The sequence below is a fragment of the Inmirania thermothiophila genome, from assembly GCF_003751635.1.
GTDB lineage: Bacteria > Pseudomonadota > Gammaproteobacteria > DSM-100275 > DSM-100275 > Inmirania > Inmirania thermothiophila.
Genome location: NZ_RJVI01000003.1, coordinates 86635 through 104832 on the forward strand (window position 1 = coordinate 86635; position 18198 = coordinate 104832).

17 protein-coding genes are annotated in these 18198 nt (G+C 73.7%); 8 read left to right on the forward strand and 9 right to left on the reverse strand.

Features of this window, described 5'->3' with window-relative positions; genetic code table 11:
• The first annotated feature begins 17 nt into the window (after positions 1-17).
• Entirely contained in the window at positions 18-347 is a 330-nt protein-coding gene (locus EDC57_RS11130) for a (2Fe-2S) ferredoxin domain-containing protein (protein WP_123401982.1), read from the forward strand.
• A gap of 15 nt (positions 348-362) precedes the next feature.
• On the opposite strand, the gene crp is transcribed toward EDC57_RS11130, so the two are convergent.
• The gene (gene crp, locus EDC57_RS11135) at positions 363-992 is read right to left on the reverse strand and encodes a cAMP-activated global transcriptional regulator CRP (protein WP_123401983.1); all 630 of its coding nucleotides are present in this window, start codon (positions 990-992) and stop codon (positions 363-365) included.
• 107 nt (positions 993-1099) lie between these two features.
• Here crp and EDC57_RS12860 point away from each other — a divergent pair, with 107 nt between their 5' ends.
• From EDC57_RS12860 to speD, 3 genes are all read left to right on the forward strand, one after another.
• On the forward strand, positions 1100-1540 hold the full coding sequence (locus EDC57_RS12860) for an OsmC family protein (RefSeq protein ID WP_170165125.1): 441 nt from the start codon (positions 1100-1102) through the stop codon (positions 1538-1540).
• Positions 1537-3204 carry a DUF885 domain-containing protein gene (locus tag EDC57_RS11140; RefSeq protein ID WP_170165126.1) on the forward strand — a complete coding sequence of 556 codons (1668 nt, stop codon included), beginning with the start codon at positions 1537-1539 and terminating at the stop codon, positions 3202-3204. Before EDC57_RS12860 ends, EDC57_RS11140 begins: the two co-directional genes overlap by 4 nt.
• 63 nt (positions 3205-3267) lie before the next feature.
• A complete protein-coding gene (gene speD / locus EDC57_RS11145; protein ID WP_425454802.1) occupies positions 3268-4074 on the forward strand; it encodes an adenosylmethionine decarboxylase in 807 nt (268 codons plus the stop codon).
• An 8-nt stretch (positions 4075-4082) separates the two neighbouring features.
• Here the strand turns inward: speD and gspF are convergent, their stop codons facing one another.
• Genes gspF through rhlB form a run of 5 tightly spaced genes read right to left on the reverse strand, consistent with a single transcriptional unit; the run spans position 4083 to position 10895 of the window.
• Complete coding sequence (gene gspF, locus EDC57_RS11150; RefSeq protein ID WP_123401986.1) at positions 4083-5291, reverse strand: type II secretion system inner membrane protein GspF; 1209 nt, start codon at positions 5289-5291, stop codon at positions 4083-4085.
• Positions 5292-5295: 4 nt separating this feature from the next.
• Complete coding sequence (gene gspE, locus EDC57_RS11155) at positions 5296-6798, reverse strand: type II secretion system ATPase GspE (RefSeq protein ID WP_123401987.1); 1503 nt, start codon at positions 6796-6798, stop codon at positions 5296-5298.
• Positions 6785-8707 (reverse strand): type II secretion system secretin GspD, encoded by a 1923-nt coding sequence (gspD, locus tag EDC57_RS11160; RefSeq protein ID WP_123402246.1) that lies wholly within the window; start codon positions 8705-8707, stop codon positions 6785-6787. Before gspD ends, gspE begins: the two co-directional genes overlap by 14 nt.
• Positions 8708-8746: 39 nt before the next feature.
• Positions 8747-9607 carry a type II secretion system protein GspC gene (gspC, locus tag EDC57_RS11165; RefSeq protein ID WP_123401988.1) on the reverse strand — a complete coding sequence of 287 codons (861 nt, stop codon included), beginning with the start codon at positions 9605-9607 and terminating at the stop codon, positions 8747-8749.
• Positions 9608-9620: 13 nt separating this feature from the next.
• A complete protein-coding gene (gene rhlB / locus EDC57_RS11170) occupies positions 9621-10895 on the reverse strand; it encodes an ATP-dependent RNA helicase RhlB (RefSeq protein WP_123401989.1) in 1275 nt (424 codons plus the stop codon).
• Positions 10896-11023: 128 nt separating this feature from the next.
• On the opposite strand from rhlB, the gene trxA reads away from it, so the two are divergent.
• From trxA to EDC57_RS11185, 3 genes are all read left to right on the forward strand, one after another.
• Positions 11024-11350 (forward strand): thioredoxin TrxA, encoded by a 327-nt coding sequence (trxA, locus tag EDC57_RS11175; RefSeq protein ID WP_123401990.1) that lies wholly within the window; start codon positions 11024-11026, stop codon positions 11348-11350.
• Between the two features lie 193 nt (positions 11351-11543).
• Positions 11544-12803 (forward strand): transcription termination factor Rho, encoded by a 1260-nt coding sequence (gene rho, locus EDC57_RS11180; RefSeq protein ID WP_123401991.1) that lies wholly within the window; start codon positions 11544-11546, stop codon positions 12801-12803.
• A gap of 20 nt (positions 12804-12823) precedes the next feature.
• Complete coding sequence (locus tag EDC57_RS11185) at positions 12824-13126, forward strand: cupin domain-containing protein (protein WP_123401992.1); 303 nt, start codon at positions 12824-12826, stop codon at positions 13124-13126.
• A 17-nt stretch (positions 13127-13143) separates the two neighbouring features.
• On the opposite strand, the gene EDC57_RS11190 is transcribed toward EDC57_RS11185, so the two are convergent.
• Positions 13144-15651, reverse strand: coding sequence for a glycogen/starch/alpha-glucan phosphorylase (locus EDC57_RS11190; protein WP_211331991.1), 2508 nt, complete (start codon positions 15649-15651; stop codon positions 13144-13146).
• A 108-nt stretch (positions 15652-15759) separates the two neighbouring features.
• Here EDC57_RS11190 and ubiT point away from each other — a divergent pair, with 108 nt between their 5' ends.
• Complete coding sequence (ubiT, locus tag EDC57_RS11195; protein ID WP_123401994.1) at positions 15760-16269, forward strand: ubiquinone anaerobic biosynthesis accessory factor UbiT; 510 nt, start codon at positions 15760-15762, stop codon at positions 16267-16269.
• A gap of 9 nt (positions 16270-16278) precedes the next feature.
• Here the strand turns inward: ubiT and EDC57_RS11200 are convergent, their stop codons facing one another.
• Positions 16279-17184, reverse strand: coding sequence for a U32 family peptidase (locus EDC57_RS11200; RefSeq protein WP_123401995.1), 906 nt, complete (start codon positions 17182-17184; stop codon positions 16279-16281).
• 10 nt (positions 17185-17194) lie between these two features.
• Positions 17195-18190 carry a ubiquinone anaerobic biosynthesis protein UbiU gene (ubiU, locus tag EDC57_RS11205; protein WP_123401996.1) on the reverse strand — a complete coding sequence of 332 codons (996 nt, stop codon included), beginning with the start codon at positions 18188-18190 and terminating at the stop codon, positions 17195-17197.
• Positions 18191-18198: the final 8 nt, after the last annotated feature.

An 18198-nucleotide genomic window follows, 5' to 3' on the forward strand; every position in this document is an offset into this window, starting at 1 on the left:
GACAGGGAGGGGCGGCGATGCCCTATTACCGCCGGCATCTCTTCTTCTGCGAGAACCAGCGCGAGGAGGGCGAGCCCTGCTGCGCCCGGTTCGGGGCCTCGGAGCTGCGCCAGTACGCCATGGAGCGCTGCAAGGCCCTCGGCATCTTCGGGCCCGGCGGGGTGCGGGTGCAGCGCGCGGGCTGCCTCGGCCGCTGCGACGAGGCGCCGGTGGCGGTGGTCTACCCCGACGGCGTCTGGTACACCTACGTCGACCGCAGCGACATCGACGAGATCGTCGAGCGCCATCTCGTGGGGGGCGAGGTGGTGGAGCGGCTGCGGCTGCCGGACGAGCCCCCGGCGCGCTAGGGGCGGGCCCGCCGGTCAGCGCGCGCCGAAGACCACGATGGTCTTGCCGCTGACCGAGATCAGGCCCTGCTCCTCCAGGTGCTTGAGGACGCGCCCGGCCATCTCCCGGGAGCAGCCCACGATGCGCCCGAGCTCCTGGCGGGTGACGCGGATCTGCATCCCGTCCGGGTGGGTCATGGCGTCGGGCTCCTTGCACAGGTCGAGCAGGGCGCGGGCGATGCGGCCGGTGACGTCGAGGAAGGCCAGGTGCCCCACCTTCTCGCTGGTGCGGCGCAGGCGCCGGGCCATCTGCGCCGCCAGCTCGAACAGGATCTCCGGGTCCTCGGCCGCGAGCTGGCGGAAGCGGGCGTAGCCGATCTCGGCGAGCTCGCAGGCGGTGCGCGTGCGCACCCACGCGCTGCGGCCCTGGCCCTCGTCGTCGAACAGGCCCATCTCGCCGAAGAAGTCGCCGGGGTTGAGGTAGGCGAGGACGAGCTCGCGGCCCTCCTCGTCCTCGCGCAGCACCGTCACCGAGCCCTCGAGGACGTAGTAGAGGACGTCGGGGCGGTCCCCTTCGTAGATGATCACCGCCTTGGCCGGGTAGCGGCGGCGGTGGCAGTGCCGCAGCAGGCGCTGGATGACGGGGCGCTCGTGGGGCTTGGGCATGGTCCTGGCGTCGCGTCGCGAGGGTGGGTACGCTCCCATAATGGACCGGGCCGCGGCCGCGGTCCAGGTCGGGACAAGGGGCCGGCGACGGCGAGGGAGGATCGGTGATGCGCGTGCGCGCCAAGTGGGTCGAGGGGGTGGCCTTCGTCGGCGAGTCCGGCAGCGGCCACGCGGTGGTGATGGACGGCGCCCCGGAGGCGGGCGGGCGCAATCTCGGGCCGCGGCCCATGGAGATGGTGCTGCTGGGGCTTGCGGGCTGCACCGGCTTCGACGTGGTCACCATCCTGCGCAAGGCCCGGCAGGCGGTCACGGACTGCGTGGTGGAGGTGGAGGCGGAGCGGGCCGAGACCGTGCCCAGGGTCTTCACCCGCATCCACGTCCACTACCGCGTGCGCGGGCGCGGGCTCGATGCCCGCGCGGTGGCCCGCGCGGTGCAGCTCTCGGCGGAAAAGTACTGCTCGGTGTCGAGGATGCTGGCGGCGAGCGTCGAGATCCGCCACGACCACCGGGTGGAGGAGGAGGCCGGGGACGGGGCTGGCGGCCCGTGAGCGACCCCGCCCGCTTCGACGCCCTCTGTGAGCGCTACCACCGGGCCTGGTTCCGCTTCCATCCCGAGGAGGCGGTGGCGGTGGGCGAGACCGCCCACGCCGGGCGCCTCGCCCCCTTCGGCGACGACGACATCGGGGCGCTGATCGCCCTCGACGAGAAGCTCCTCGACGCCCTCGACGAGATCGATCCCACGGGGCTCGACCCGGACCGCGCCCTGGATCACGCGCTCCTGCGGGGCGCCGCGGAGCTGGAGCTGCACGAGCTGCTGGAGCGGGACTGGCGCCGGCGCGACCCCGTGCGCTACCTCCCGGTGGAGGCGATCCACCAGATCGCGGTGCGTCCGCTGCCGGACCCGGCGGCGGCGCTCGCGGGCCGGCTCGGGGCGGTGCCGGGGCATCTGCGCGCGGCGCGGGCGCACCTTGCCGCCGAGCCCGAGGCGGTGGTGCCGGCGTGGGCGGAGCTGGCGGTGGAGGAGGCCCGCGCCGGCGCCGCCTTCGTGCGGGGGCTCGCCGCGGATGCGCGGCTCGGCCCCGTGGTCGCCGCCGCGCCGGGCCTCGCCGGCCTTGCCGGCGAGGCGGCGGCGGCGCTGGAGGCCTTCGCCGCCTTCCTCGAGGGGGAGGTGCTGCCGCGGGCGGCGGGGACGCTGGCCTGCGGACGGCTCCACTTCGAGCGCCTCCTCAGGCTGCGCCACGGCCTCGAACTGGATGCCGAGGGGCTGCGCCGCTTCGGCGAGGCGCTGGTGGGGCGGGTGGAGCGCTCGCTCGCCGAGGCCTGCGCGGCGGTGGCGCCGCGCGCGTCCCCGCAGGAGGTCCTGGCGCGGCTGCGCGGGGATCGGCCGGAGGCCGAGGCGCTGCTTGCACGCTACCGCGAGGCGATGGCGGCGGCGCGCGCCTTCGTCCTCGCGCGGGGGCTCGTGACGGCGCCGCCGCGCGAGCGGCTGGAGGTGGTGGCGACCCCGCCCTTCCTGCGCCCGCGCATCCCCTTCGCGGCCTATCTCGAGCCCGCGCCCCACGATCCCGAGCAGGCGGGGACCTACTACGTCACCGTGCCCGAGGACGAGGCGGGCCTTGCCGCCCACCACGAGGCGGCGATCCGCCTGACCTCGGTGCACGAGGCCTGGCCGGGGCACCACCTGCAGTTCGTCACCGCCCACCTGCGCCCGGCTTCGCGCACCTGGACGCGGCTGCTCAACCCCTCCGCCACCCTCTACGAGGGCTGGGCCCTCTACTGCGAGCAGCTCATGCTGGAGCAGGGCTTCCTCGACCGCCCCGAGGAGCGGGTGCTGGTGCTGCACGACCGGCTGTGGCGGGCGCTGCGGGTGCTCGTGGACGTGGGCCTGCAGGTGGACGGGGTCGGCCCCGGGGTGGCGCGGCGGCTCCTCGTGGACCGGCTCGGCTTCGCCGAGGCGCAGGCCGCGGGCGAGGTGGCCTGGTACGGCCGCGCCCCCACGGTGCCCATGGGCTACGCCCTGGGCTGGGCGCTGATCGACGCCCTGCGCGGGGTGCTGGGGGTGGATCCGGGCGATGCGGCGGCCCTTCGCCGCTTCCACGACCGCCTCCTCTCGGCCGGCTCCGTGGCGCTGCCCCGGGTGGTGCGGCGGGTCTTCGGCGAGGCGGCCTGGGTGCGCGCGGCGGCTGTCGCCTTCGGGACGCATGGGGCATAATACGCGGTCTTTTCGTGCCCCGCGGGCTCGCGGGTGGTCTCAGCAGGGGAGGGCCGTGCGGTGATGGGGCACAGCCGCAAGCTCAAGCTCCACGGCTTCAACAACCTCACCAAGAGCCTGAGCTTCAACATCTTCGACATCTGCTACGCGCGCACGCCGGCGCAGCGCCGCGAGTACATCGAGTACATCGACGACGTCTACAACGCCGAGCGCCTCACGGAGATCCTCACCCACGTCGCCGAGATCATCGGCGCCAACATCCTCAACATCGCGCGCCAGGACTACGACCCCCACGGCGCCAGCGTCACCATGCTCATCTCCGAGGAGCCGGTGGTGGACGCCGAGCGGGTCTCCAACCGCGAGGCCCCGGGGCCGCTGCCCGACGCCATCGTCGCCCACCTGGACAAGAGCCACCTCACCGTCCACACCTACCCCGAGAGCCATCCGGACAACGGCATCAGCACCTTCCGCGTCGACATCGACGTCTCCACCTGCGGGCGCATCTCGCCCCTGAAGGCGCTCAACTACCTCATCCACAGCTTCGACTCCGACATCGTCATCCTCGACTACCGGGTGCGCGGGTTCACCCGCGACGTGCGCGGGCGCAAGCACTTCATCGACCACAAGATCAACTCGATCCAGAACTACCTCTCGCGCGACACCCGCGAGCGCTACCAGATGATCGACGTCAACGTCTACCAGGAGAACATCTTCCACACCAAGATGCTCCTGAAGGAGTTCGACCTCGACAACTACCTCTTCGGGGTCGACAGCGCCGCCCTGCCGGCCAAGGAGCAGCGGCGCATCCGCGAGGCCCTGCGCCGCGAGATGCTGGAGATCTTCTACGGGCGCAACATGCGCCGGGTCTGAGGGCGGCGCTAGGGCCCAACGAGCTGGTTGAGCTCGAACAGCGGCAGCAGCACCGCCACCACCACGAACAGCACCAGCCCGCCCATGAGCAGGATCAGGGCGGGCTCGAGCAGCCCGAGGGCGAGGCCGATCTGGGTCTCGGTCTCGCGCTCGAGGGCGGCGGCGGCGCGCTCGAGCATGCGTTCGAGCTCGCCGCTGCCCTCGCCGCTCGCCACCAGGTGCACCAGCAGGGGCGGGAAGAGGCCGCTGCGGGCGAGGGCCTCGTGGATGGGGCTGCCCTCGCGCACGCGGGCCGCGGCCGTCTCCACCGCCTCGCGCATGGGCCGGTTGCCGAGGACCTGGGCGGCAAGGCCCATGGCCTCCAGGGCGGGGACGCCGCTCGCGGCGAGGATGCTGAAGGTGCGCGCGAAGCGCGCCGCCTGCACCCCGCGCAGCACCCGCCCGAGCAGGGGCAGGCGCAGGAGCAGGGCGTCGAAGGCACGCCGCGGCGCCGGGCGGCGCAGTGCCGCCGCCGCCGCGGCCAGGGCCGCCGCGGTCGCCAGGGCGGCCGCGGGGCCGCGGTCGCGGGCGGCGTCGCTGATCGCGATGAGCAGCCGCGTCGCCCACGGCAGCGCCTGTCCCATGTCCACGAAGACCTGCACCACCTGCGGCACCACGTAGGTGACCAGCAGCGCCGTCACCAGGAAGGCGACGGTGACCAGCAGCGAGGGGTAGAGCAGCGCGAGGGCCAGGCGCTGGCGGACCTGGCGGCGGTGCTCCAGGTAGTCGGCGAGCCGCTCCAGGACCTCGGCCAGGCGCCCCGTGCGCTCGCCGGCGGCGACGGTGGCCTGGACGATGCGCGGAAAGGCCCGCGGGTAGGCGGCGAGCGCCGCGGCCAGGGACTGGCCCTCGCGGATGCGCGCGCGCACCCCGAGGAGCACGGCGCGGGCGCGGCGCCCCTCGCTCTGGGCGGCGGCGATGGCCAGCGCCTCGCCGACGGGGACGGCGGCGCGGGCCAGCGTCGCGAGCTGGCGCATGGCGAGGACCAGATCCGCCCCGCCGAGGGCGTCGCGGCGGGTGCCGCCGCCGGGCGTCGGGGCCGCCTCCGCCTCCACCGCCAGCGGCACCAGGCCCTGCTCGCGCAGCCGCTGGCGGGCCTGGCGCGGCCCGTCGGCCTCGATCAGCCCCCGCCGCGTGCGGCCGCGCGCATCCAGGGCCTGGTAGCGGAAGGCGCCCACGGGTTCAGTCCTCGGCGGTGACCCGCAGCACCTCCTCGAGCGAGGTCTCGCCGGCGAGGACGCGGCGGCGCCCGTCCTCGCGGATGCCGGGGGTGAGGCTGCGGGCATGGGCCTCGAGGGCCTGTTCGGCGGCGCCGTCGTGGATCAGGCTGCGCATGCGCTCGTCCACGGGGACCAGCTCGTAGATCCCGCTGCGGCCGCGGTACCCGGTGCCGCCGCAGGCGGGGCAGCCGCCCGGATGGTGGAGCACCGCCGCCTCGTCGGCGCCGACGCCGAGGGCGGCGCGCTCGGCGGCGGTGGCCGGCGCCGGGCGGCGGCAGCGGGGGCAGAGCAGGCGCACGAGGCGCTGGGCGATGACGCCGATGAGGCTCGCCGAGAGCAGATAGGGCTCGATCCCCATGTCGCGCAGGCGCGTCACCGCACCCACGGCGCTGCGCGTGTGCAGCGTGGACAGCACCAGGTGGCCGGTGAGGCTCGCCTGGACGGCGATTTCGGCGGTCTCGAGGTCGCGGATCTCCCCCACCATCACCACGTCCGGGTCCTGGCGCAGGATCGCGCGCAGGCCCCGGGCGAAGGACAGGCCGATGCGGGGGTTGACCTGGGTCTGGCCGATCCCGGGGATGTCGTACTCCACGGGGTCCTCGACGGTGACGATGTTGCGCCCGGGTTCGTTGAGCCGCTGCAGGATGGCGTAGAGGGTGGTGGTCTTGCCGGAGCCCGTGGGCCCGGTGACGAGGAGGATGCCGCTCGGGCGGCGGATGAGGCGCTCGACCCCGGCGAGCGTCGCCGGCGCCATGCCCAGCTGGCCGAGGTCCAGGCGCCCGGCCTGCTTGTCCAGGATGCGCAGCACCACGCGCTCGCCCGCGCCGGTGGGCAGGGTCGAGACGCGCACGTCCACGGCGTGGCCGCCCACCCGCAGGGAGATGCGCCCGTCCTGGGGGAGGCGCTTCTCGGCGATGTCGAGGCGGGCCATGACCTTGATCCGCGACACCAGCAGGGGGGCGAGCTCCGGGCGCGGCGAAAGGACCTCGCGCAGGACGCCGTCGACGCGCATGCGCACCACCAGGCGCTCGCCGTAGGGCTCGATGTGGATGTCGGAGGCCTGCTCGCGGATGGCCTCCGCCAGCAGCGCGTTGATGAGGCGGATGATGGGGGCGTCGTCCTCGGCCTCCAGCAGGTCCTCCGGCTCGGCCAGCTCCCCCGCCACCCGCACCAGGTCCATGGCCTCGCCCAGGTCCTCGATCGCCTGCATGGCGCTGCCGCGGCCGTCGCGGAAGCGCGCGGCGAGGAGCTGCTCGAAGCGCGCCTCCTCCACCGCCTCCAGCACCAGCGGGCGGCCGAGGTGGCGGCGCAGCTCGGCGAGGATCAGCGGGTCGGCGTCGGGGCGGTGGACGATGCGGGCGCGCTCGGGCGCAAGCTCCGCGACCAGGACCCCGTGGCGGCGGCAGAAGGCGTAGCCCGGCTCGGCCGCGGGGCGGCCCGGGGCGGCGGCCTCAACGGCGTCCATCGGCGCCCGGCTCCGCGGGCGGCGGCGGGGCCGCCTCCTCGAAGGGCGGCGGCAGCCGCAGCAGCTCCTCCATGGGCGGCAGCACCGCCGGCTCGGCCCCCGGCAGGCGCGCCGCGGCGCCCTCCGCGAAGCGCTGCTGCACCCGCCGCAGGGCACGGTACTTGCCGCCCGTGACCCGCCGCGCCATGTCGGCGTCGCGCAGGATCGTCGGATGCAGGAAGACCATCAGGTTGCGCTTGACCTTGCTCACCTTGCGGTAGCGGAACAGCCATCCGAGCCCCGGGATGTCGCCGAGCCCCGGCACCCGCTGCTCGCTCTCCTGCAGGGTGTCGTCCAGGAGCCCGCCGAGGACCAGGACCTCGCCGTCGTCCACCATCACGCTGGTCTTGATGGCGCGCCGGTTGGTGACGAGGTCCACCGCGCCCTGGCTGCTGGGCGAGACGCTGGAGACCTCCTGCTCGATCTCGAGGCGGATCGCGGTGCCCTCGTTGATCTGCGGGGTCACGCGCAGGATCAGGCCGACGTCGCGGCGCTGGATGGTCTGGAAGGGGTTCTGCGGGGTGCTGTTGCTGGTGGTGGAGACGAACTGGCCGGTGACGAAGGGCACGTTCTGGGCCACCACGATCTCGGCCTGCTGGTTGTCCATGGTCACCAGCGTCGGGGTGGAGAGGACGTTGGTGGCGGCGTCGGCGGCCAGGGCGCGCAGCAGGAGGGCGAAGCGGTCGCCGCCGGGGCTGAGGTCGCCGAGGCCGAGGCTGAGGCCCTCGCCGATGCGCGGCGGCTGCTCCAGCAGCCCGGTGATGGCCGAGCCCGCGATGTTGAAGTTGACGAGGCCGACCCCGCCGCGCTGGTTGGGGCTGCCGTCGGCGAGCCACTGCACCCCCAGCTCGCGGGCGCGGTCGGCCGCGACCTCCGCCACCGCCGCCTCCACCAGGACCTGGGCGCGGCGGATGTCGAGGCGGCGGACCACCTGCTCGATCTCGCGCAGCACCGCGGGGGGGGCGCTCACCACGAGGGCGTTGGTGGCCTCGTGGGCCTGGATCCGCACCGCACCCCCCTGGGCCTCGCCCTTGCCGGCGGCGGCCGGGGCGGCCGCGAGCCCCGTGAGCACCGGCACGAGGTCGGCGGCCTTGGCGTAGCGCAGGTAGATCACCTGCGTCGTGCCGCCCTCCTCGGGGGGCGTGTCCAGGTGGGCGACGAGGGCGCGCAGGCGCAGCCGCTCGCCCTGCGGGCCCGACAGCAGGAGGCTGTTGGTGCGTTCGTCGGCCACCACCTGCACCGGGGCCGCCTCCTTGCCCTGGGAGCGGACGAGGGCGGCGAGGACGCGGGCAAGCTCCGGGGCGTCGGCGTGGGCGAGGCGCACCACCTCCACGGTCTGCTCGCTGGGCACGTCCACCCGCTCGATGATGGCCTCGAGGCGGGCGATGTTGGCCGCGCGGTCGGTGACGATGAGGACGTTGGCCGGGGGGTAGGCGGCGAGGTGGCTCTGCCGTCCCACCAGCGGGCGCAGCACCGGCACGAGCTGGGTCGCCGGCACGTGGCGCAGGGCGATGACGCGGGTGACGAGGCGGTCGCCGCCGCCGCCGTCGCCGTCCACCGGCAGGGGTTCGGCGCGGGCGTCGGCGTCGGGGACGATCTTCACCACCTCGCCCTGCTCCACGGCGGCGAAGCCGTGCACGGCGAGGATGGAGAGGAACACCCGGTAGAGGTCCTCGCCCTCCATGGGGCGGGCCGAGATCACCGTCACCTTGCCCTTGACGCGGGGATCGACGATGAAGTTGCGCCCGGTGGCCTCGGCCACGGTGCGGACGAGGGCGCCGATGTCGGCGTCCTGCAGGTTGAGGGTCACCGGTGCGGCCGACACCGTCCCTGCGAGCAGGGCGACGAGCCCCGCCAGCGCCATCCGCATCCCGCGCACCCGCTCCCCCCTCCGGTTGCCGGTGGTGTCCTATTCGGCGTCCAGCCGCACGGTCAGCCGCTCCGGCCGGCCGCGCCGCAGCACCGTCACCTCGACGGTGTCCGTGCCCTCGAGGGTGCCCAGCACCTCCAGCGCCCGCACCGGGCTGTCGAGGCGCACGCCGTTGACCTCGGTGATGATATCACTGGAGCGCAGCCCCAGCCGGGCGAGCAGCGTGCGGTCGCGCCCGGGGCGCAGGCGGAAGCCGAGGAACGCCCCGTCGCGGCTGACGGGCTCGACCCGCACCGCGTCCGCCACCGACTGCGGGTCGGTGAGCAGCGCGTCGCGATACTCGCGCAGGCTGCGCCGGCCCGCCGGCGCGGCCGCCGCTGCCGCCGGCGGCGGGGCGGCGTCGGCGGCGCCGGCCTCGGGCTCGGCGAGGACCAGCCGCTCGAGGCGGCCGCCGCGCCGCAGCAGGACGTGGTCGGGGCCGACGGCCTCGAGGACCGCGTCCCCGGGCAGCCGCGCGCCCGGCGCGTAGGGGGCCTCCTCGCCCGAGGCGTCGGCGATGATGGCGCGGGCGGCGGCGGGGTCGCCGCTGGCGAGGACCCCGCGCAGGGTCAGGCGCAGCGCGGTGGCGGGCGGCGGCGCCTGCGCCGGCCCGGCGGGGGCCGCCGCGGGCGGGGCCTCGCCCATGAGGTGGGCGGCGGCGATGCGGCGGGCGAGGGCGAGGGGGTCGCCGCTGCGCGCCGTCGTCGGAGCGGCATCCGCCGCCGCCACCGGAGGCGGCGCCGGCGGCAGGACGAGGAGCCAGGTCAGGCGCGCGAGCAGCCAGGCGGTGACCGCGAGGAGGACGAGCTCGGCGGTGCGGGCGAGGGTCCGGGACAGCCGCGCCGGGACCGGCCCCGTCACCGCCGCCGCCCCCTCAGTCCCGCCGCCCCCGCCGCGGCGCGCGCTCGCCGCGGCGGCGCCCGCCGTGGCCGCGCGGGGGGCGCCGGCGCGGGCGCCGCTCCGGGGTGCGCACCTCGGCGAGGAGCGCCTTGTCCACCGCCGCCACCGGGATGCGGTGGCCGATGTAGGCCTCGATCTCGGGCAGGGAGAAGGCGTAGGTCTCGCAGGCGAAGCTCACCGCATCCCCCACCGCACCCATGCGCGCGGTGCGCCCGATGCGGTGGACGTAGTCCTCGGGGTCCTGGGGCAGGTCGTAGTTGAAGACGTGGGTCACGTCCGGGATGTGCAGGCCGCGGGCGGCGACGTCGGTGGCCACCAGCACCGGCAGCTCCCCGCGCTGGAAGCGCAGCAGCAGCTCCTGGCGGCGGCGCTGCGGCACGTCGCCGGAGAGGACGCCGGCGTGGAAGTCGTTGGCGCGGAGGAAGTCGCGGACGCGGTCGGCCTCCCGCTTGGTGTTGACGAAGACCAGCGCGCGCTGCGGCGCCATGCAGCGCATGAGCCCGATGAGCAGCGGCATCTTCTCCTCGTTGGAGGGGAAGTAGACCACCTGGCGGACCTTGTCGGCGGTGACCTTGTCCGGCTCGATGCGGATCCAGCGCGGGTTGTTCATGTGCTCGTAGGCGAGCTCGGTCACGCGCAGCGACAGGGTGGCGGAGAAGAGCAGGCCGAGGCGGCGCTCGGGCGGCGGCATGCGCCGCAGCAGGTAGCGGATGTCGCGGATGAAGCCGAGGTCGAACATGCGGTCGGCCTCGTCGAGGACCATGACCTGCACCGCCTTGAGCCCGAAGATGCGCTGCTTGAAGTAGTCGATGACGCGCCCCGGGGTTCCGATGAGGACGTCGACGCCCTCGGCCAGGGCCTGGCGCTGGGACTCGTAGCCGGTGCCGCCGTAGACGAGGACGTGGCGCAGGCCCGTGTGGCGGCCGAGGACCTCGGCGTCGCGATGGATCTGGATGGCGAGCTCGCGCGTCGGGGCGAGGATCACCGCCCGCGGGTCGTTGCGGCGCCGCCCCGGCGGCGGGTCGTGGCGCAGCAGATGGGCGAAGGTGGCGATGAGGAAGGCCGCGGTCTTGCCGGTGCCGGTCTGGGCCTGGCCCGCCACGTCCTGGCCGGCGAGGGCCACGGGCAGGGTCTCGGCCTGGATCGGGGTGCAGCGCTCGAAGCCCGCCTCCCGGATGCCGGCCAGCACCGGATCGGGGATGTCCAGCTCCGAGAAGGTCTTGTCGGTGAGTACGGTCTGCTCGGTCATGGCGGCACAGCATACCCGAAAAGACGCGGGGCCGTTGCGGGCGGCCTTGAAATCGCCGCCGGCTCGGGGTCAAATGGCGCTTTCGCGGGGCAGCGCGTACCGCCCCGTCCGCTGGGAGGCAGAGCAACGTGAGTGACGACATCCTTCAGGTCACCGACGCCACCTTCGAGACCGAGGTGCTCGGCAGCGAGCTGCCGGTCCTCGTGGACTTCTGGGCCGAGTGGTGCGGCCCGTGCAAGATGATCGCGCCGATCCTCGAGGAGGTGGCGCGGGAGTATGCGGGCCGGCTCAAGGTGGCCAAGCTCAACATCGACGACAATCCGGCCACGCCGCCGCGCTACGGCATCCGGGGCATCCCGACGCTGATGCTGTTCAAGAACGGCAACGTCGAGGCCACCAAGGTGGGGGCGCTGTCGAAGTCGCAGCTCACCGCCTTCATCGACAGCAATCTCTGAGGGGGCGCGGCGTCCGCCCGGGGGTGGACGCCGGCGCCGCGCGATGATAGCGTAAGGGCCGGTACAGCGGCCGACCCCTGTATCCGAACACCCCGATCCCCTGTCCTCGAGGCTGGAGCGCGGTCGCAGGCCCCCGTCCGGGGCCGACGTCCCTGTGCCATGTCCATCCGAGCAGTGCCCCAGGGCAGCCGCAATGAACCTGACCGAGCTGAAGAAGAAATCCGCTGGTGAGCTGGTGGAGATCGCCCGCGAGATGGGCATCGAGGGCGTCGCGCGCGCCCGCAAGCAGGACCTGATCTTCGCCATCCTGAAGGCCCACGCCAAGAGCGGCGAGAGCATCTACGGCAGCGGCGTGGCCGAGATCCTGCAGGACGGCTTCGGCTTCCTGCGCTCGGCCGACGCCTCCTACCTGGCCGGCCCCGACGACATCTACGTCTCGCCGAGCCAGGTGCGCCGCTTCAACCTGCGCACCGGTGACACGGTGGAGGGCAAGATCCGCCCGCCCAAGGACGGCGAGCGCTACTTCGCCCTCCTCAAGGTGGAGCGGATCAACTTCGAGCCGCCGGAGGCGGCCAAGAACAAGGTCCTGTTCGAGAACCTCACCCCCATCCACCCCAACGAGCGCCTCACCCTCGAGATCGGAAACGGCAGCACCGAGGACATCACCGCGCGGGTGATCGACCTCGTCGCCCCCATCGGCAAGGGCCAGCGCGGCCTCATCGTCTCCCCGCCCAAGGCGGGCAAGACGATGATGCTGCAGAACATCGCCCACTCCATCGAGGTCAAGCACCCCGAGTGCTACCTCATCATCCTCCTCATCGACGAGCGCCCGGAGGAGGTCACGGAGATGGCCCGCTCGGTGCGCGGCGAGGTGGTGGCGAGCACCTTCGACGAGCCGGCCTCGCGCCACGTTCAGGTGGCCGAGATGGTGATCGAGAAGGCCAAGCGCCTCGTGGAGCATAAGCACGACGTGGTCATCCTGCTCGACTCCATCACCCGCCTTGCCCGCGCCTACAACACCGTCGTCCCCTCCTCGGGCAAGGTCCTCACCGGCGGCGTCGACGCCAACGCCCTGCAGAAACCCAAGCGCTTCTTCGGCGCCGCGCGCAACATCGAGGAGGGGGGCTCGCTCACCATCATCGCCACCGCCCTCATCGACACCGGCTCGCGCATGGACGACGTCATCTACGAGGAGTTCAAGGGCACCGGCAACATGGAGATCCACCTCGACCGGCGCATCGCCGAGAAGCGGATCTTCCCCGCCATCAACATCAACCGCTCCGGCACCCGCCGCGAGGAGCTCCTCACCAAGCCCGACGAGCTGCAGAAGATGTGGATCCTGCGCCGGCTGCTGCACCCCATGGACGAGCTGGCGGCGATGGAGTTCCTCTACGACAAGCTGCGCGCCACCAAGACCAACGCCGAGTTCTTCGATTCCATGAAGCGCGCCTGAGGCGGCGGGAGGTGCCGGCCATGACCGAGCCGACCCGGGAAGCCGGCGGCGGCATCCACCTCACGCGGGATCCGTCCGCCCGGACCCTCGCCGAGCTGGGGGTGGAGACCTGGCCGGTGTGGACCTGCGGTGTCTCCACCTTCCCTTGGACCTACGACGCCACCGAGACCTGCTACCTGCTGGAGGGCGAGGTGGTGGTCACCCCCGATGGCGGCGCGCCGGTGAGGATCCGCGCCGGCGACCTCGTCACCTTCCCGGCCGGGCTGTCCTGCACCTGGGAGGTGCGGCGCCCGGTGCGCAAGCACTACCGCTTCGAGGACTGAGGGGGCGGGCGGCGCCGCTAGCGCGGCAGGCGCGGCGGTGGGGACGTGCGTGGCCGCGGCCTGCGGCGCGGCGTCACCGGCTCCACCCCCCAGATCCGCGCGGCGTAGTCGCGCACCGTGCGGTCGATGGAGAAGCGCCCCATGGCGGCGGTGTTGCGCACCGCCATCGCCCACCACCGCGCGGGGTCGCGATAGGCCGCCTCCACCGCCTCCTGCGCCGCGGCATAGGCGGTGAAGTCGGCGAGGACGAGGAAGCGGTCCTCGCCGAGCAGCGCATCCACCAGGGGGCGGTAGCGGCCGCGGTCGTCGGGGGAGAAGAACCCGGAGGCGAGCTGGTCGATGACGCGCGCAAGGCGCGCATCCGCCTCGAGCCAGGTCCGCGGGTCGGGCCGGGCCCGGCGCAGCCGCGCCGCCTCCTCGGCGTCGAGGCCGAAGGCGAAGAAGGCGTCCCCGCCCACCGCCTCGCGGATCTCGATGTTGGCCCCGTCCAGGGTGCCGAGGGTGACGGCGCCGTTGAGCGCGAGCTTCATGTTGCCGGTGCCGGAGGCCTCGGTGCCGGCGGTGGAGATCTGCTGCGAGAGCTCGGCCGCGGGGATGATGTCGGCGGCGGTGGAGACGTCGTAGTTGGGGATGAAGACGAGGCTCAGCCGCCCCGCCGTCTCCGGGTCGTGGTGGATAACCTCGGCGATGTCGTGGGCGAGCTTGATGATGAGCTTGGCCATGCGGTAGCCGGGGGCGGCCTTGCCGGCGAGGATCACAGTGCGCGGCAGCCGCTCGATGCCGGCGCGCAGGTCGTTGTAGAGGGCGGCGACGTGGAGGAGGTTGAGGAGCTGGCGCTTGTATTCGTGGATGCGCTTGACCTGGACGTCGAAGAGGGTGTCGGGCCGCACGTCGAGGCCGAGGTGGTGGTGGATGCGCTCGGCGAGGTCCTGCTTGTTGGCCTGCTTGATGCGGCGGAAGGCGTCGCGGAAGGCGGCGTCCTCGGCGAGGGGGGCGAGCTCGGCGAGGCGGTCGAGGTCGGTGACCCAGCCCTCGCCGAGGCGCTCGGTGATGAGGGCGGCCAGGCGCGGGTTGGCCTGCAGCAGCCAGCGCCGCGGCGTGATGCCGTTGGTGCAGTTGACGATGCGCCCGGGCCAGAGCGCCTCGAAGTCGGCGAGGGCCTCGCGCCGCAGCAGCCCGGTGTGCAGCGCCGAGACCCCGTTGACCCGGTGCGAGCCCACCACGGCGAGGTGGGCCATGCGGAAGCGCCGCGGCGGGGTCTCCTCCACCAGCGACAGCCGCTGCAGGCGCGCCTCGTCGCCGGGGAAGCGGGCCCGCACCTCCTCGAGGAAGCGGCGGTTGATCTCGTAGAGGATCTGGAGGTGGCGCGGCAGCAGGCGCGCCACCAGCTCCACCGGCCAGGTCTCCAGCGCCTCGGGCAGCAGCGTGTGGTTGGTGTAGGCGAAGGTGGCGCGGGTGATCTCCCAGGCCGGCTCCCAGGCCATGGCGTGCTCGTCGAGGAGGATGCGCATCAGCTCCGGGATCGCGAGCGCCGGGTGGGTGTCGTTGAGCTGGATCGCGACCTTCTCCGGCAGCAGCTCGAGATCCCCGTGGGTCTTGCGGAAGCGGTAGAGGATGTCCTGCAACGTGGCGCTGACGAAGAAGTACTCCTGGCGCAGGCGCAGCTCGCGCCCCATCTCGGTGGTGTCGCTGGGATAGAGGACGCGGGAGAGGTTCTCGGAGCGGTTCTTCTCCGCCACCGCCTCGATGTAGTCGCCCTCGTTGAAGTAGCGCAGGTCGAAGTCGCGCGAGGCCTTGGCCGACCACAGCCGCAGGTTGTTGACGGTGCGCCCGCCGTAGCCCGGCACCGGGGTGTCGTAGGCCATGGCCATGACCTCCTCGGTGTCCACCCAGCGGTGGCAGAGCCGGCCCGCGGCGTCGGTGAACTGGAGCACGCGCCCGCCGAAGCGCACCGGGTAGAGGACCTCCGGGCGCGGGAACTCCCAGGGGTTGCCGTAGCGCAGCCAGTTCTCGGGGTGCTCCACCTGCCAGCCGTTCTCGATGCGCTGGTAGAACATCCCGTACTCGTAGCGGATCCCGTAGCCGTAGCCGGGCAGCCCCAGGGTGGCCATGCCGTCGAGGAGGCAGGCGGCGAGCCGCCCGAGGCCGCCGTTGCCGAGGGCGGCGTCGGGCTCGAGGTCGCGGATGCGCTCGAGCTCGATGCCGAGCCGCCGCAGGGCGGCGCGCGCCTCGTCGAGGATGCCGAGGTTGATCAGCCCCGAGACCAGCAGCCGCCCGAGCAGGAACTCCATGGACAGGTAGTAGACGCGCTTGACGTCGCGCCGGTAGTAGCTGCGCTGGGTCTCCATCCAGCGCTCCACCAGGCGGTCGCGCACGGCGTAGGCGGCGGCGTGGAGCCAGTCGCGGTCGGTGGCGGTGACGGTGTCCTTGCCGACGGTGAAGAAGAGCCGCTCGAGGATCGCCTGCGCGAGCGCGGCGGGATCCGACGGCTGGCTCGGCAGCGGCGGCAGGGCTTCGCTGGCCACTCCCCTCCCCTCCTCATGGCGTGCAGCCGCCATGGTAGCCCCGGACGGGGCCCATGGGCGATGATCGCTGTGGTATCGTAGCCGCCCGGCGAGGCGGAGGTGAGGCAGTTGGGCACGACGGCGAGACTACCGAGGCTGCTGGCCTGGCCCCTGGGGCTGGTCCCCGGGGTGGTGCACTCGGCGGCGCTGGCGGTGGCGGTGAACCGGGCCCTGGCGCCGGCCCTGGCGCGGGGGGAGTTCGCCTTCCTGGAGGGGCGCACGGTGGCGCTGCGCATCCGCGACGCCGCGGTGACGTACCGGCTGCGGCTCGAGGGCGGCCGCTTCGTCGCCGCCGCGCGGCCGGCGGCGCCGGACGTGACGATCTCGGGCGACCTCCACGACTTCCTGCTGCTCGCGACCCGGCGCGAGGATCACGACAGCCTTTTCTTCCAGCGCCGCCTGCGCATGGAGGGCGACACCGCCCTCGGGCTCGAGCTGAAGAATCTCCTGGACAGCATGGAGTCGGTCCTGCCCGCGCTCCCGCGGCCCCTGGAGGCGGCGCTGCAGCGCGCGGTGGACGTCTACGAGCGGCTCTTCGCCGGGGGCGGCGCGGTGGCCCTCGACGACGGCCGGCGCTGAGGCGGCGCCTCAGACCGCCTGCCGCCAGGTCATGCCGGGGGCGCCGCGCCAGTAGCCGTCGCAGGGCCCGACCGGGGCGAGGGCGGCGACGCGCTCGGCCTCGGCGCGCCCGTCGGCGGCGCCGTCCAGGACCCGGCGGAAGGCCGCGACCACCTCGCCGGTGCCCTCCGACTGGGGGCTGATGCGCACCAGATCGACGCCGAGCGCGGCCATGTCGTCCACCTCGCCGAGGAGGTTGCAGGTCAGCGCCGACTGGGTCTGGATGCCGTTGAGGGCGAGGAAGGGGGTGTCCTCGCCGGTGCGCACGGTGCGCCCGTCCGGGTCGCCGATGCAGCACTCGCCGCAGTCGTCCTTCTGGCGGTTCTCGGCGCGTGCGGTGAAGCAGCGCGCCGAGTGGGCGAGCGGGATGCGCCCCCAGGCCAGGACCTCGGTCTCGACCCCCTCCGGCCGCTCGGCCTGGATCGCCGCCAGGGTCTGGCGCGAGAGCTCCGGCGGCAGCACCCAGCGGCGCAGCCCGAGGCGGGCGAGGAAGGCCAGGGTGCGCTGGTTGTAGACGTTGACCGTGGGCCCGGTGGCGAACGGCAGGCCGCGCTCGGCGAGCAGCCGCACCGCGCTCATGTCGTTGGCCTCCACCAGGAAGCGGCCGTTGTCGCAGATGCGGCGCAGGGTCTTGAGCTCGCTCTCGGCCTCGATCAGGGCGAGGGTGGAGAGCACCACCTCCTTGCCCGCCTGCGCCAGCCGCTCGGCGAGCTCGAACCACTCCCGGGTGCGCAGGGCGCGGCGCTTGGAGCAGACGGTCTCGCCCAGGTAGACGGTGTCCACCGGCCAGCGGCAGACCTCGTCGTAGAAGGCGAGCAGCCGCTCGCGCGGCCAGTAGTAGAGGACGGGACCGAGGCTGAGACGGGGTCGGGTCACGGTCGGATCCTCACTGCCAGGGCCGGTGATAGGCGCCGAGGGTGGTCTGGTTGCCCTCGGAGACCTTGGCCAGCGCCGCCTGCCAGTCGGCGCGCGGACGGAAGCGTTCCCCCTCGCGCCGGACGGCGTCGATGGCCTCGCGCCAGACCCGGGTGACCTGAGCCACGTAGGCCGGGCTGCGCTGGCGGCCCTCGATCTTGATCGCCGCCACCCCGGCGCGGGCGAGCTCGGGCAGCAGCTCCAGGGTGTTGAGGCTGGTGGGCTCCTCGATGGCGTAGTAGAGGTCGTCGCCGACCCGGTAGCGGCCCTTGCACACCGTGGGGTAGCCCGCGCGCTCGCCCTCGCCGAAGCGGTCGATGAGCAGTCCCCCGAGGCGGGTCTCCAGCCCCTGCGGCGTCTCCTCCCAGCGCACGGCGTGGGCCGGCGAGCAGACCCCGCAGGCGTTGGGCGAGGCGCCGGTGACGTAGGAGGAGAGGGTGCAGCGGCCCTCCACCATGACGCACAGGCCGCCGAAGCCGAAGACCTCCAGCTCCACCGGGGCGTTACGGATGAGGTGCTCCACCTGGGGCAGCGACAGCACCCGCGGCAGCACGGCGCGGCGCACGCCGAAGTGCTCGTGGTAGAGGCGCAGCGCCTCGTAGGTGGTGGCCGAGCCCTGTACCGACAGGTGCAGGGCGAGCTCCGGGTGGCGGCGCGCCGCGTACTCGAGCACCGCGATGTCGGCGAGGATGAGGGCGTCGACGCCGAGGTCGGCGGCGTGGTCCACCGCGCGCTGCCAGCGCGGCCAGTTGTGCGGCTGCGGATAGGTGTTGATGGCGACGAAGACGCGCCGGCCGCGCTCCTTCGCGTAGCGGATGCCCTCCGCGGCGCTGCCCTCGGTGAAGTTCAGCCCCGGGAAGTGGCGCGCGTTGGTGTCGTCGCGAAAGCCCATGTAGACGGCGTCGGCGCCGTGGTCCACCGCGGCCTTGAGCGACGGCAGGTTGCCGGCGGGACAGACGAGCTCCATGGTCGGTT